The organism is Bacillus sp. V3B (genome assembly GCF_024494465.1).
In the GTDB taxonomy this organism is placed as follows: Bacteria; Bacillota; Bacilli; order Bacillales; family Cytobacillaceae; genus Bacillus_BD.
In genome coordinates this window covers 1-13,112 of the sequence record NZ_JAETXM010000043.1, presented here as the reverse complement: position 1 = coordinate 13,112, position 13,112 = coordinate 1, and the positions used below count along the sequence as shown (strand labels likewise).

Sequence of the window (13,112 nt, the reverse complement as noted above, 5' to 3'; positions counted from 1 at the left end):
CCTTCAAATTTTCGTTAGAAAATTAAGTGGCGGGTAGTTCAAAAACAGAGAATCCTAACTTTTAGTTTGATTTTGATTTTTAATGAAATCCTCATTCAATTTTATAGGTAAACTATATGCCCAGTTTACAAAGTTTTCTCCATGAAAATAAAGGTTTATTTTTTTCAAATAATCTAATGTAATTTGGATTTTTTCTTTTTCACCTGGTATTTCCATTTCTTTTTGTAAAAAGTCAAAAAGGGCATTACGATTATTCATCGATAATTTCCGTTTTTCATTTCCTTTATCGGTTAACTTTACATAAGAAAAACGAGTATCTTCCTTTTTCTTATAACTACTAATCAACTTTTTATTTTTTAAACGATTTAGAACTTGTGTAACGGTAGAGGAATCCAATAAAGTTAACTCTGCCATTCTAGATACCGTTGGTTCTCCTTCATAAAAGATGGTCCAAAGAAAGTTTAGCTCTGTTAAGGTTAAATCTACACTTTTAGCTGATTCATGTAAATCTGCATCCATTACCTTATTTACTCCACGTAGCAGGTTAATTAAGATTGGAAAATGTGCTTTATCCAAATTGATCCTCCTAAACACGAGCATATTAAAATGAATATCTTCATTATAAAAGTATATTCAAATGTTGTGATATCATGTTACGAAAAAGGTGTAGACGCTAAACTAAACTACTTGACGGTTACAAAAGGATTGAAAACAAAAACAGATAGAATTTATAATACATTGGTATTGCCTCAAAATCAGAAATAATTCTATCTGAAAGGAAAAAGTACAAGACTTGGGGGAGCGTCTTGTACTTGGATTCTATTCATAGATCATCTACATTTTTTTCATCAAGCTAGGTTCTCCTATAATTTTAATTTTTTCTTTAAAAATTCAATCATTGGATAAAATTCGCTGATAGTCGGCTTCAATTCTTGAATTGATTTATAAATACCATCTAGCTAATGCATAATTTGAATAAAATTTGATTCCTGATCTTGTTGTACAAGTGAGACAGTTGATTTTTTTTCACTTTTTGCTGAATTTTGAGCACCGAACATCATCTGAGAAAACAAATCCTTAACCTCATCTTCATTTTCCTGGAGGTTCTCCTTTCTTTGTTCCTCATTCATCCTAAACAGCCCCTTTTCTTTTATTATCCTCTAATAATTTATGTATATAAGAAAAAATAGGTTTGGACAAATACATAGTTCCAATCGGTTTATTTAAAAATATATTTATATGGAGTTTTATTTTATTGAGTTTTTTCTGAAAGAAAAAATAGTTCATTAACCTAACGTTTTAAGCGCCTTTACAACATCCACAAGGAATGAAAGATTAAAGTCTAGTTTAACTTCAATGATTGCTTTATCCGATAAGCCTAATTAACATAATTATAAGGGTTACAGATCAGAAATCACAATAATCAATATAACTAACAAAAGATGTGTCTAACTATAAAGAAAAAATAATAAATATTGTGTTTAATCTGCAAATGCCTTCCCATATAAAGTAATCATACATATATTAATTCTGAAAACTCAAAAAGGAGGGAAAAACTATGTCAGCTGGAGGATATGGAGGCGGTTTTGCGCTAGTCGTCGTTCTGTTTATTTTACTAATAATTATTGGAGCTTCATACGGCGGCGGTTATGGCTATTAAGAAAAAGAGTTTACAATATAGGTTGACTCCAAATCGTTAACCACGGCTCTTTGGAGTCAGCCTTTAAAGGGCAGCGTCAGCAAATTTTAGATTAGTAGTTTATATTCCACTAAGGTATTTGGCTTGTTTTAACGCCTATGCGATCTATAAAATAATTATAAAACAATAATTATTGTCCAATTGTTCTTAAAACCATGACGTCCGTTGATACAAGACCTTCTCACTATTCATAAGATACATAGAATATTTCTTTGAGAGGAGGTCTAGAATGTTCGGGAATCTTGAGAAAAAAACAGGGGTAAAAATGGAAGATATTATGAAACTGGTACACTCTGTTCAAAATACAAATTTTAAGGACGAAAATCAAGTGAGAACCATCATAAAGAAAGTCTCAGCATTAGCCAACAAACCCGTCTCTAAAGAAAAAGAAGAGATGCTGGTCAAGGCAATTACGAGTGGTAAAGTGCCTAAAGACATCAATGAAATCCAAGCAATGATGAACAAAAAGAAATAGGTAAAAAGGGGTACTTAGAACATTCAGATTATTCACCCCCTTTTTTATTTTTTGTAATTTTCCTAAAACTTGTAATTATATGTTATCAACATGAAAATGAAGTCATAATGGGTGAAAATTATATTTAAATAAAGCTCATATATAGTAGCCGACTTTAAAGTTATTGAATTTAACGTAGCTGATGCTACTGAAGGACTATATGCTGTGGTCACTCCTATTAAAAATATGTAATAAGACATCCCTTTTTAAAGGGATTTCCAGGAGCCTCCAGCAATGGGAGGAAAGGATACAGGTGCTGATCCACTTTCAACATTACTATCCGCGTTAGCTGGTTGTGAAAATGTCATTGCCAATTTTGTCGCAAAAGAAATTGAATTTGACCTACAAGGGATCGAGTTTGATATAACAGGAATACTGGATACAAGGGGATTAATGGGTGATCCTAACGTACAACCATACTTTGAAAAAGTAAGAATCAATGCAAAAGTAAAAACATCAGAAACTCAAGAACGGGTGGATCAATTACAAAAAATAACAGACGAACGCTGCCCTGTGTATACTACATTTAAAGCAGCAGGAATCGAATTAGTGCCTAATTGGACAAGAGTTTAATAAAAAGATTAAATAAATAGCCACATTTATATTTTCTGCAAAGAATTTAAATGTGGCTATTTTATTTCTGTGAATTTAAACTTGTAGAAGCCGTCTTCACCATACTAGCTGTAGATGGCTTTTTTATCATTTTAGGCGAGAAGACTCCCACTTCAATTTTGTGAAGGGCAACGCCCAAAAATAAGTGAGAGATGAATCGTCTTTTTGCGTAGCGAAACATGTGTTTGCATGGTATAATATACCTGTACAAGTTGTTCTTTGAAAACTGAAGATAGGAGGTTCTAGCAGGAAAAACGTCTGCTAGGTAAAATCTTCAACGTTCTTTCGTCCCATACGTACCGAAGTTACTAATCCTTAGCTAAAGTAGGACGTGTGGCGAGTCAACGTACAAGTTTGCATGACCGGCAGGAGATTAAATTAGTCGTTTGTACTGCTAACCGTCGGTGCGACGGGGTTAGCCTGCTCAATATCTGTTCGATAGAACGGAGTTCGCAGGAATCCCCCACTTCAAATTTCGTCAGAAATTAAGTGGTGGGTAGTTCAAGTCTTGAAATGTTTTCTTTATATCTTTGATTTATATTAAGAACTTTCTCATAAATTTTTGGTCGATTCTATTTTTAAATCTCCAAGCGAAATTTCCATGCAGACACCATTTTCCATATGTCAGTAATGCTTCCTTGTTTCCCGTTGAAAGAATAGCTAAAAAGTTTTTTTGAGGCTTAAATGGAAGACCTGAATCATCGACTAAATAACGGTTGATATTTCCCCATAAGATGGGGCCTTGTTTGACTGCATAAACGCCATTTTTAGGAAGTAAGTTATATTTACGTATGGTTACACAGTCTCCAGCTCCGAATATAAACGGAAATTTCACATTTTGTAAGGTTTCCTTAACAAGTAAGAATCCGTCATCACAAACAGGAAGATTACTGGTTCTAAAAAGTGGATCAGCGATAGGGCCTGTTAACCACAGGACTTGAGAGTGGCGAATTTCCCTTTTTTTGTTTGTGAGTAACACATTGTTATGTATATCTATCACTTTTTCATTTGTCACAACTTGCAGCCCTTTACGGATTGCAACGGATTCCATTTTTTTAGAGATTTGTTTTCCAAAATGAGAAAGTAACGGTGATGAGCTTATTAATGTTACATCCGGTTTTTCATTCATTCATTTTTGCCAGGCGAGGATAGAGAGAGCCAGTTCAACCCCTGATGCACCGCCTCCAACAATAACGGGGTGCTCTTGTTCGCGAAATGTTTGTATACTTGTATCAAATAGATAATTAGGTTTTATTGGAACTAACCATTCTTTAAATGTGGATATTTCTTCCGTCCGTTTGCAATCTGGACACCAGTTTGCATAAAATTTAATGACAATCAGTGTTTGACTAGTAATCACTTCTTCAAATTTCTGTAAACTATTAATTCTTGTCATAAATCAATTCTCCCTTCAGTGTACCTAATTTGATTAAAAAATAAGTAATCTATCTTACTAGGTTAAGAGTTGTATATTTTGAGAAGCAAAGCAGTAATATTTGAGGTCTAAAGTACTCTGTTTGATGTATTTCCAATTTTAAAAGTAAGTGGTGAACACTTCTTGAGGTGTTTGATTTATTAAACTCTCTAAGCAGAAACCTTTTGTTCCGCTGTTTTTGAAGGATAAAATTTATACACAATCGCTAATATTAGTGAGAAAAAGATATGAGTTCCTAAGCTCATTAATTGCTCTGGAGCAAATGCGTTAACAAGATTAGTTCCCATTCCTAGCATGAGAGGCATTACAACTAAAGGGCCAACAATCCAAATGAAAATTCCATACACAATACTTAATATAAAAATTCGATTCGTCATATTCGCTAGTATCCCGAATACTACGCCAAAAACCAAGCTAATTATCATATGAATAATCCAACCGACAACTAATTGTGAACTTCCAACCATCATGGCAACCATCGAAATCATACCCATCATTTGCATCATCATACCAAAAATAATTCCTCCAATAATTCCACCCCAAACTCCTGCGGTTACTGACTTTTTCAATTTCATCACTCCTTATTTTTGTAGTAATTTAATCATAAGAGATGAAGACGAATTTTTCTGTAAGGTGGATTACATATCTATAGATATCAGAATTATTCTCTTTTTTAACCATATATTATAAATCCCTTTTAAAAAAATGCTTTGTAATTAAACATTTATCCAAACAAAAAATGAAATCCTTCATATGGTATATAACAAAGGAACAATAACATTTTGTTCTTTGAACATTATCGAAGGAGTTGATATGTATGTCAGCAGGATACGGTTATGGAGGCGGGTTTGCATTACTCGTAGTATTGTTTATCCTATTAATTATTATTGGTGCTAGTGCCTTTGGAGGCTATGGCGGATACGGTTACTAATTTAAATACTTTCCTTTAACGAAATATAGACCTCTCAAGTTCAAAATACACTAACTAATTGTTTATTTAAATAAGATTAGTGTTTGAAAATCGGGAGGTTTATTTTTCCTTTATCATTACAGATCTTCCGAATGAGAAAGCCCATGCAGGTCGCAGACCGTCTTTAGACAGGGGATGATAGTGAGGTCAGATGCGATGTATAGATAAATACCGAAAGTATGTTCTGTACATCGAGCATCTGAAGTGGTAAAATATGCTTATAGACAAAAACCAAGTCTATAAAACATTTTTGTTCTTTGATCATTAGATATTGTATAAGGTTCGATAGCCTCATTCATGCTATTGGTAAAACAATAGGTGTCGTTATGTGAAAGACGATAAAACACTTATACTAATTCGGTCGAAGGACTGAACGTTTTCGCTGGCGGGCAGCCAGTTTGAGCTTGGTGGGGATACAGGAAGTATCGTATCCATCCTTCTTTTCTCAAAGGAGAAAGGCGACCCAAGAAAACCACACAACCACAATTCGTCTAATCGATTCGTAACAGCTTTGGGGTAAGAATCCCACTGCTTTAGCTGTGTGGAGTGTCAAATAATTAGACTAGACCTTACCTTTATATTCAACATATTTTTTAAAAGTGATTCAAGCGCCTATCCCCTCTTAACTTTGTTTGAGTAAGATATAAACGACTATAGTTATGAAGGAGGATTAGAATGTCTAGTGATAAAAAGGAAAGAGTCATTCATGTGGATAAGTTAGTGATTCATGCAAAGAGAGTAGAAGTCATTCATGATCAAAAAGAGGATGATTTTCCGCGAAGAGACCCGTGGGGATTTTGGGGAGGAAGACCGAGAGCAATAGATGATCAACATTCGGACACTCAAGAAGAACGAACAGAATCAAAAGATGAAGAAAATGAACACGCTTCTGATGTTACAGAGAATGATGTACCAAGGGGACCTAGGTGGATTTAGTAAGCTATCAAACAATATAAGGATAAAAAAGGGGGTTTATTCCTTCTTTTATTTCCTTTATTTATGCCCCTTCACCAATTAGAACCGTTAAAGGTGTGTGTCAATTTTGTGCAGGGGCGTTTGGTGTTGAACAGGAAGTGAAACAATCTGGATTATCATCATTAGGTGAAGTAAATGGTCATCCAAGCCTTGCACAGTTGGTAGCAGAAGATTATCAAATTATCACTCTATAAACACTCAAAGTGGTAAAGGTTCATAATATGAGTCAATTTCACTATAAAAAACAGCCAAACAAAGATTTTACTGTGTTTGGCTATTTTTCGTTTCCGGATTACCAAAAAAATACTGATGCTAATGCTAAAGAGGTTATAGCGGTTAATGCAATGGGATAACCGTAGCTGTAGCCGCGATAACCTCCGTAGGGTCCATAACCTCCGAAAAATCCATAGCCAAAAAACAACCTAGGTTGTTATGAGCTCTGTAAGGATTTATAAATACATGATTTGGAGTTACTTTAGTTATTCTTCCAATATGGATTTTTTCAAATTTATCGTTTATCCTTACATTTTTTCCGTGATACCTATAACAGGGTTTGTAGTAAGAGATTTATCATCACTTCTTTAAAACCCGACTTTTCTTTATCGTATTGATTAAAATAAATACTGCTTTTTTGTTTTACCTGTTCTTATAAGTGGTGTATTTAACTTCATTCAGCAGAAGTCCTCCACTTCTGTAAGTGGGGGATGAATGCAAAAAGCTCTCTGATTCAGTGGGGGTTCAAACCCCGACTGAATGAAGTTAAGCCTCCGGCGGATGCCTCGGATTTTTTAAAGGTAATTGATCGAGCGAGCTCGATAAAAATCCGGGCGCAAATTCGGCGGGGCGAATTTGATAAGTTGAAAATCAATATCTACTTCAAAAGTTAGGTGTACCAAATTTAAATTATTTGAATAACTTCTTATAGAAGGGAGATTTAACGATATATATCAATATGTAGCCTACGGGCCCTATATTATAAGACTACTAAATATTGTGTATTAGAATCCCAAACAAATATATATCGGAGGAGGCGATCTTCATTTCCGATCAAAACAATTATTCCGCTACTTTGGTGTGCCTAGTATATATTATCTTGATTTTAATTGTGATTAGTGGTGAAGATCACCTCATTCTTAAACATGTTAATCAAGTAAAGATTATTGCCCATCGAGGTGCATCAAGCCTTGCCCCAGAAAATACATTTGCTGCTTTTGATAAGGCCGTTGAATGTAATGTTGATTATATTGAACTCGATATACAAATGAGTAAAGATCATAAAATGATTGTGATGCATGATGTGACTGTTGACCGAACGACAAATGGAAGTGGTTCAGTGTTTGATTTGACCCTAAAAGAGTTAAAGAAATTAGATGCTGGTGCATGGTTTCATTCATCCTTTTCTGGCGAACGTATTCCTACATTACAGGAAGTGTTCAAGAAATACATGGGAAAGACTGGTTTGTTAATCGAGATAAAACATCCGCACTTATATCCAGGAATTGAAAGTAGATTAGGAAAGGTTTTAAAAAGTCATAAAAATATCCAAGAGAAAATCATTATTCAATCATTTGACGCGAATGTCATTAAAAGAATAAAACAGCATCTCCCAAACATACCTACATGTTTGTTGTTGACTGGTTTAGAAAAAATAACTGAGGAATCCTTAAGAAACTATTCCAAGTTTGCCAATTATGTAAGCCTACCCTCCTACATGTTAAATAGTATTTTAGTAAAAAAGATTCATTCATATGGTATGAAGGTGATTACTTGGAATGTTCACAGTAAAAGGGAATTTCAAAACGTATCATCAATGGGTATCGAAGCCATTGTAACCGATAATCCTTGCTTAAAGAATGCGAAGGAAAGAACCATCATTCAACATCAACAAGATAAGGAAATAGATATATCCGAATTAGTGTCAAAGTTATTTGGCTATTTAAATAATTTGTTGCATTACTTAACATAAAAGAATTGAACGATAGCAGGAGTTGAATCTAAGCATACCGTTAAACCTTTAGCTGAAAATGAAATGTCCTCTTATTGATTTAATGACCTATCAATCACGGATAAAGTTATTTCTTGTTATTTTGGATTGCAGTCCAAACATCTTTAACTTAAAGACATAAGCTAGTACTGAAAAGAACTTTAACAAACATTTGACTTAATCATAAGGGGGCGAGTATATTTGCCTGCATTAATAGAAAGGGTTTTCATTGGAAACGTTGCAGGTGGAACTGTACAATTCGGTGATATCCTAAACCAATCACCTAAAAGCAATTCGAAATCAGTCAATGGTTCAGGGTCAGGAAATACCGGGGGGGTTATCATTACAAATAATGGGCTTAGTAGTAATAATGTATTAGATGGTAATGCCGTGGACCAACCGACCGTGGGCAATAATTAGTGTTCATAAACCTTTATTTGACTCTAATTTAAATTGATTTGACCATGTCTCTTTACGAAATAAAAAATATAGAAAGGTGGTGTTTTGTCTATGAGAGGGAGAAGGGATGGCAGAGTGGGATTTTGTATTTTCCCTGGGTACAATTGGTGCGGTCCCGGCTGTAGTGGTCCGGGTGCCCCTATGAATGAAGTAGATGCCAGTTGTAAAGCACATGATGAGTGTTACCGACGGTACGTTTCAAGGTGCCAGTGTGATCTTGAATTTCTTCATCGTCTTCGTTTACAAGCAAATCCTTATACTGAACAAGGCAGAAAGGCTACATTAATGTATAAATATATGAGAATTCAAAGCTTTTTCACTTGCGGTTTTTAAAATTGGTCATGAAGGAAAATCGTTGAAGAAAAAAGATAGACCATTTTCCTAGGAAACCTACATCCTCTTCTTTAAAGATTAGATTAATAAACCTTAATGGATGGAATACGCTTTTAACTTACTTTTCATTATTTCTATGCTTCGTATTATTTAAAGATAAGGCAATAAATATTCAATTTAATCCATCAGATAATGGAGTCGACTTCTCCATTTATAAAACTTCCATATCATTAACATAAACAATATATACCCGATGAAAGAATAATAATGTTTCCACTGGTTACTATACGTAAACAATCCAAACACTTCTGCTTGCTTTTCAATCACCGTTATGAATAGGCTCAACGTTATAATAAACACTACTCTTGTTAAAGACGACATCTTGTTAGATAAATAGAGAAAGAGAAAAATATACAGTGGAAGTCCAACTATAGTGAAGGCAATGTTAATTGAAAAAATATCTGGGAAGGGTCTTTTGGGAAATTGATATACTTGTTTCCCAACAAAATAAAGATCCAGATAAGTACCGATCCAAGAAGCCAACAAAAGTGTTGAAATGTAAGCTGAAAGATTTTTTTCTTTTAGCGGAAAATGATCTTTTTGGCAAGAATGGCAAGTTCCATTTTTTCGAGTGTTTCGCAGTATTCATGGGTAATCTCTCCATCTACTTCATCATTTTGTTTGTTTAAATACTGAATGATTTTCCAATCATCAAACCAATCTTCTATTTCTGCTTTTTTATGTTCAATATCTTTCCGTGCATACATAAGTCTAGGGCTATAAATTGGACTAGCCCCTTGTCGTAGATGAATGAAAAAGGAATGCAAACTTTAAGGTTCGCATTCCTTTTTCATTTTTAAATGCCACTGTTAACATCTGACTCAAACTCATATAAAGTATTAAATCGTTTATGATAAAATACCCCTGAAAAAACAAACAATGATACTCCAAGTAATATTTGCAATGGATAAAACCAGACGTTTTGTAAATGGATAATTGTTGGCAGCAATGAAATTGCGGCTGCAGGTGGAAATGGTAATTGAATGATCCTAAAAATGAAAATAATAGTAAAAACAATCAAGCTTGCAACTATCCATAATGGCATGTGAAATATTTGATACAGAAATACATAGCATATTACTCCCCACAAACTAGACACAAACATTAAAGCTATTAAACGGATAGGTTTTTTACTTAATACTGAATTTTTCTTAGTAAATTCAAATAACATAACAATTAAGGGAGGGGCCATTAAGTATAACCAACCTGTTTTAGTGGCTAATAATGAAACAAAAATTAATAAAATACCTGTAAACGACCAATGAATAATATCCTCGATTCTAACCCAATTTCTTTTTTTTGGCTTTAGCGATGATTCTTTCGTTATGGATGAATCACTTTTATGGTTATTAGTTATTACTTTTACTAAAGCTATAATAATGGTAAAGGATAATACAGATAACACATAATACCAACTATTTACTTCGAGTAAAACAGGTAACAGGGCAGCTGATAAAGAAGGAGCAACAAGTGAATTTAAAACATACAGCATGTTTGCTGTTAAAACATATACAATAATGATTAATGGTAAAGTTTGCATAAACGGAAAAATGAATTGTATTCCAACACCTATAATCGCAGCTATTGTTGGAGAAAACCAAAAGTGAAAATGATTCTTTGTCCATTCTTGATTTGAATAAATCCAACTTCCAATAGCAAGAGCTGCAACTTCTGGAAAAATGATCTCATCTTTATTTGTCCATTCACCCAAACCATACATTACTACTACTAGAGCTAATGTGCACAGGATCCAACCAACTCTTATCATTCTTCAATCTCCTTTGTGATAGAACCATCAATCGTATATAAAATCGGCTTCACCTTTAATTCCACCTAATACTACTTTATAACTTATTTTTCCTGCTAACAGTAAGCTACATTACACTGAATTTTATTTTTAAGGTTTAGTAGAATCTAAAATAGCAAGGGGATTGCTTATTTTTGGCTTCATTTGAACAAGCATTAGCTGTATCACCCGAGGCTCATCCTCTTATTCATAGTGATCGAGGATTCGAGTATACATCACATGGATTTAAACGAAGGATAGATAAAGCTGAAATGACGCAAAGCATATCGCGTGTTGGAAGATGTATTGATAATGGACCAATGGAGTCTTTTTGGGGTACCCTCAAGTGCGAAAAGTATTATTTGTATAAGTGTGATACGTTTGAAGAGCTTTGTAAGGCGATTGATGAATACATTCAGTTCTATAATTATGATCGATACCAAAAACGACTAAACGGCCTGAGCCCTATGGAATATAGAGCTAAAGCCGCTTAGACTACTTTTTATTATTTCCACTGTCTACTTGACAGGGGGGCAGTTCATTTTGTTTGGGCTTTTAATTTTGTTTTTATTATTTTGAAAAAACTATTGGCTTTGCTTACGATTATATTTTTTATTAAAGTCTTTTCCATCTAAATCTGGATCTAGTGTAAGTGGTTCTTGACAATACATACACATGTCTACTCGACCGAGTATTTTCGTGTGTTTTCCACAGTTCGGGCAGATAACTTGTACGGTGCTGGTAGAGAGCATGCCAATCCAGAAATAAACAATGGTGCTAGCGATAATACATAGTAATCCGAGTAACATGAAAATAGTCATAATAATAGGGTGATTTCTAAAAAAGATACCAATATACATAACAAAGAATCCGATAAAAATTAAACTGAGAGCAAAGGTACGAATTTTATTGATTTTACTCGAATGTTTTTTAGCCATTAATGTTCCCCCCTAAAGCAAACTATATAGTATATATTCAAAAAAATGAATCATTTTGTTTGAGTAGCAAATCAGAAGTCTCTTTATTTTTAGAGTTAACATTAATCTAATAGAATAAATTAGGTTAGCCAGTAAATTTGATAAAATTATTGAAGGATTTTATCAAATTTCGTCGAAATTATAAAAGCTAGAAATAAGAGTCAGCCAAGTATACAACTTGGAATGAGGGGGATTCATGGTGGAAGACATTCTTCGTCCAATCTATCAGGAACGTGCAAGTCAAGTAAATACATTAGGCATATTAATGATTGAAAAACGGGAAAAGTCAATTCCTTTTACCGATACTTTTGATGCAATTTTGCTTATTGTGGTAAAAGAAGCGGAACAACCTGTACTAATTAAACATTATTCGTATCTAGAAAAAAAGGCTGCGATGCATACTGTCACAGAAGAGCAATTGAATGAATGGCTTTTATTAGGTTCTAACCGTAAAATAGTGGAATGGATTTATTCAGGAAGAGTGCTCTTTGACCGTAATGAATTTCTACAAAATTTAAGGGATGAACTTAAAGAATTTCCGTTCAATGGACGAAAATTAAAAATGGGTTTAGAGTTTGCAAAACTCATTCGTCGTTATATGGATGGCAAAGCCTTTTTTGAAAATGGACAGTACTTAGATGCATACAATGATATTCTTCATTCTTTACATCATCTTGGAAGATTATCTTTAATTGAAAAAGGTTTTCATCCGGAAGTAACAGTCTGGAAACAGGTTAAGCAAATTGAACCAGACGTTTTTAAACTATATAATGAATTAGTTAGCAGTGAGGAAGAATTAGAAAAAAGACTAGAATTATTATTTTTAGCAAGTGATTTTCTTATTCATTCTAGAACAGCGGTGGGAATGGGACATTTAATTGAAGTCCTTAAGAAAAAAGATTCTTGGTCTTTTAATGACGTTTTATCTCACTCTGAATTAAAGTTATATTCAGTGGATTTAGAAGTGCTTTTTGCGTATTTAATTCAGAAAGATTTTATACAAGTTGTAAATATAGAAACGAAAAGTAAGGGTCTGTTTCACAGACATTATAAAGCAGCAGAAAAATTATTTTAAAAAATAATAATAGCTGTTGACGTTTATATAAAAAGTTGGTATATTAATAACCGTCTCTGCGAAACATTTAAGATAACCTTTCGTAGTTAACGGTTTTTTTTTTTTGAAAAAGTATTGACGAATAAAACATCACATGTTATATTAATAAAGTCGCTTCTGAAGCGGGTGCAACAAATTGCTCTTTGAAAACTAAACAAACAAAAACGTCAACGTTTTAAATTTTAGTCTTTTTT

The 13,112-nt window shown here is 33.6% G+C and carries 18 protein-coding genes and 2 pseudogenes; 11 read left to right on the top strand and 9 right to left on the bottom strand.

Features of this window, described 5'->3' with window-relative positions:
- Positions 1–54: 54 nt before the first annotated feature.
- Entirely contained in the window at positions 55–576 is a 522-nt protein-coding gene (locus JMM81_RS21940) for a MarR family winged helix-turn-helix transcriptional regulator (RefSeq protein WP_256243680.1), read from the bottom strand.
- 383 nt (positions 577–959) lie between these two features.
- The gene (locus JMM81_RS21935; RefSeq protein ID WP_256243679.1) at positions 960–1,130 is read right to left on the bottom strand and encodes a hypothetical protein; all 171 of its coding nucleotides are present in this window, start codon (positions 1,128–1,130) and stop codon (positions 960–962) included.
- Between the two features lie 428 nt (positions 1,131–1,558).
- Here JMM81_RS21935 and JMM81_RS21930 point away from each other — a divergent pair, with 428 nt between their 5' ends.
- The 3 genes and pseudogenes from JMM81_RS21930 to JMM81_RS21920 all read left to right on the top strand — a co-directional run.
- Positions 1,559–1,660 carry a YjcZ family sporulation protein gene (locus JMM81_RS21930; protein WP_256243678.1) on the top strand — a complete coding sequence of 34 codons (102 nt, stop codon included), beginning with the start codon at positions 1,559–1,561 and terminating at the stop codon, positions 1,658–1,660.
- A gap of 268 nt (positions 1,661–1,928) precedes the next feature.
- Positions 1,929–2,174, top strand: a complete 246-nt coding sequence (locus JMM81_RS21925) for a stage VI sporulation protein F (protein WP_256243677.1) — start codon at positions 1,929–1,931, stop codon at positions 2,172–2,174.
- A gap of 261 nt (positions 2,175–2,435) precedes the next feature.
- A pseudogene (locus tag JMM81_RS21920) lies at positions 2,436–2,786 on the top strand (OsmC family protein); the annotation flags it as partial.
- A 574-nt stretch (positions 2,787–3,360) separates the two neighbouring features.
- Here the strand turns inward: JMM81_RS21920 and JMM81_RS21915 are convergent.
- From JMM81_RS21915 to JMM81_RS21905, 3 genes are all read right to left on the bottom strand, one after another.
- Positions 3,361–3,954 carry an FAD-dependent oxidoreductase gene (locus tag JMM81_RS21915; RefSeq protein ID WP_256243676.1) on the bottom strand — a complete coding sequence of 198 codons (594 nt, stop codon included), beginning with the start codon at positions 3,952–3,954 and terminating at the stop codon, positions 3,361–3,363.
- Positions 3,955–4,221, bottom strand: a complete 267-nt coding sequence (locus JMM81_RS21910; protein ID WP_256243675.1) for a thioredoxin family protein — start codon at positions 4,219–4,221, stop codon at positions 3,955–3,957. It lies immediately after the preceding gene.
- Between the two features lie 188 nt (positions 4,222–4,409).
- Complete coding sequence (locus JMM81_RS21905; RefSeq protein ID WP_256243674.1) at positions 4,410–4,829, bottom strand: DUF1440 domain-containing protein; 420 nt, start codon at positions 4,827–4,829, stop codon at positions 4,410–4,412.
- 248 nt (positions 4,830–5,077) lie between these two features.
- On the opposite strand from JMM81_RS21905, the gene JMM81_RS21900 reads away from it, so the two are divergent.
- The 6 genes from JMM81_RS21900 (at position 5,078) to JMM81_RS21870 (ending at position 8,981) form a co-directional block, all read left to right on the top strand.
- The gene (locus tag JMM81_RS21900; RefSeq protein ID WP_256243673.1) at positions 5,078–5,191 is read left to right on the top strand and encodes a YjcZ family sporulation protein; all 114 of its coding nucleotides are present in this window, start codon (positions 5,078–5,080) and stop codon (positions 5,189–5,191) included.
- A gap of 714 nt (positions 5,192–5,905) precedes the next feature.
- Positions 5,906–6,166 carry a hypothetical protein gene (locus JMM81_RS21895; RefSeq protein WP_256243672.1) on the top strand — a complete coding sequence of 87 codons (261 nt, stop codon included), beginning with the start codon at positions 5,906–5,908 and terminating at the stop codon, positions 6,164–6,166.
- Between the two features lie 95 nt (positions 6,167–6,261).
- A complete protein-coding gene (locus JMM81_RS21890; RefSeq protein ID WP_256243671.1) occupies positions 6,262–6,399 on the top strand; it encodes a hypothetical protein in 138 nt (45 codons plus the stop codon).
- Positions 6,400–7,298: 899 nt separating this feature from the next.
- On the top strand, positions 7,299–8,171 hold the full coding sequence (locus JMM81_RS21880; protein ID WP_256243670.1) for a glycerophosphodiester phosphodiesterase: 873 nt from the start codon (positions 7,299–7,301) through the stop codon (positions 8,169–8,171).
- A 219-nt stretch (positions 8,172–8,390) separates the two neighbouring features.
- Positions 8,391–8,609, top strand: a complete 219-nt coding sequence (locus JMM81_RS21875) for a spore germination protein (RefSeq protein ID WP_256243668.1) — start codon at positions 8,391–8,393, stop codon at positions 8,607–8,609.
- 90 nt (positions 8,610–8,699) lie between these two features.
- On the top strand, positions 8,700–8,981 hold the full coding sequence (locus tag JMM81_RS21870) for a phospholipase (protein WP_256243667.1): 282 nt from the start codon (positions 8,700–8,702) through the stop codon (positions 8,979–8,981).
- A gap of 177 nt (positions 8,982–9,158) precedes the next feature.
- Here JMM81_RS21870 and JMM81_RS22870 read toward each other — a convergent pair whose 3' ends face one another.
- From JMM81_RS22870 to JMM81_RS21860, 3 genes are all read right to left on the bottom strand, one after another.
- Positions 9,159–9,524 carry a CBO0543 family protein gene (locus JMM81_RS22870; protein WP_305367883.1) on the bottom strand — a complete coding sequence of 122 codons (366 nt, stop codon included), beginning with the start codon at positions 9,522–9,524 and terminating at the stop codon, positions 9,159–9,161.
- A gap of 38 nt (positions 9,525–9,562) precedes the next feature.
- Positions 9,563–9,748, bottom strand: coding sequence for a DUF2515 family protein (locus JMM81_RS21865; protein WP_256243666.1), 186 nt, complete (start codon positions 9,746–9,748; stop codon positions 9,563–9,565).
- An 89-nt stretch (positions 9,749–9,837) separates the two neighbouring features.
- A complete protein-coding gene (locus JMM81_RS21860) occupies positions 9,838–10,809 on the bottom strand; it encodes an HPP family protein (RefSeq protein WP_256243665.1) in 972 nt (323 codons plus the stop codon).
- Positions 10,810–11,021: 212 nt separating this feature from the next.
- On the opposite strand from JMM81_RS21860, the pseudogene JMM81_RS21855 reads away from it, so the two are divergent.
- Positions 11,022–11,321, top strand: a pseudogene (locus JMM81_RS21855) (transposase); the annotation flags it as partial.
- Positions 11,322–11,411: 90 nt separating this feature from the next.
- Here the strand turns inward: JMM81_RS21855 and JMM81_RS21850 are convergent.
- Complete coding sequence (locus JMM81_RS21850) at positions 11,412–11,765, bottom strand: YgzB family protein (RefSeq protein WP_256243664.1); 354 nt, start codon at positions 11,763–11,765, stop codon at positions 11,412–11,414.
- A 238-nt stretch (positions 11,766–12,003) separates the two neighbouring features.
- Here JMM81_RS21850 and JMM81_RS21845 point away from each other — a divergent pair, with 238 nt between their 5' ends.
- Complete coding sequence (locus tag JMM81_RS21845) at positions 12,004–12,879, top strand: nucleotidyltransferase-like protein (RefSeq protein ID WP_256243681.1); 876 nt, start codon at positions 12,004–12,006, stop codon at positions 12,877–12,879.
- The last annotated feature ends 233 nt before the right edge of the window (positions 12,880–13,112 follow it).

Excerpts from the sequence above, each read along its gene's own strand:
- JMM81_RS21895 (WP_256243672.1), top strand. The coding sequence starts at position 5,906 with ATGTCTAGTGATAAAAAGGAAAGAGTCATTCATGTGGATAAGTTAGTG.
- JMM81_RS21930 (WP_256243678.1), top strand. The coding sequence starts at position 1,559 with ATGTCAGCTGGAGGATATGGAGGCGGTTTTGCGCTAGTCGTCGTTCTG.
- JMM81_RS21935 (WP_256243679.1), bottom strand. The coding sequence starts at position 1,130 with ATGAATGAGGAACAAAGAAAGGAGAACCTCCAGGAAAATGAAGATGAG.
- JMM81_RS21925 (WP_256243677.1), top strand. The coding sequence starts at position 1,929 with ATGTTCGGGAATCTTGAGAAAAAAACAGGGGTAAAAATGGAAGATATT.
- JMM81_RS21915 (WP_256243676.1), bottom strand. The coding sequence starts at position 3,954 with ATGAATGAAAAACCGGATGTAACATTAATAAGCTCATCACCGTTACTT.
- JMM81_RS21860 (WP_256243665.1), bottom strand. The coding sequence starts at position 10,809 with ATGATAAGAGTTGGTTGGATCCTGTGCACATTAGCTCTAGTAGTAGTA.
- JMM81_RS21870 (WP_256243667.1), top strand. The coding sequence starts at position 8,700 with ATGAGAGGGAGAAGGGATGGCAGAGTGGGATTTTGTATTTTCCCTGGG.
- JMM81_RS21910 (WP_256243675.1), bottom strand. The coding sequence starts at position 4,221 with ATGACAAGAATTAATAGTTTACAGAAATTTGAAGAAGTGATTACTAGT.
- JMM81_RS21865 (WP_256243666.1), bottom strand. The coding sequence starts at position 9,748 with ATGTATGCACGGAAAGATATTGAACATAAAAAAGCAGAAATAGAAGAT.
- JMM81_RS21900 (WP_256243673.1), top strand. The coding sequence starts at position 5,078 with ATGTCAGCAGGATACGGTTATGGAGGCGGGTTTGCATTACTCGTAGTA.
- JMM81_RS21850 (WP_256243664.1), bottom strand. The coding sequence starts at position 11,765 with ATGGCTAAAAAACATTCGAGTAAAATCAATAAAATTCGTACCTTTGCT.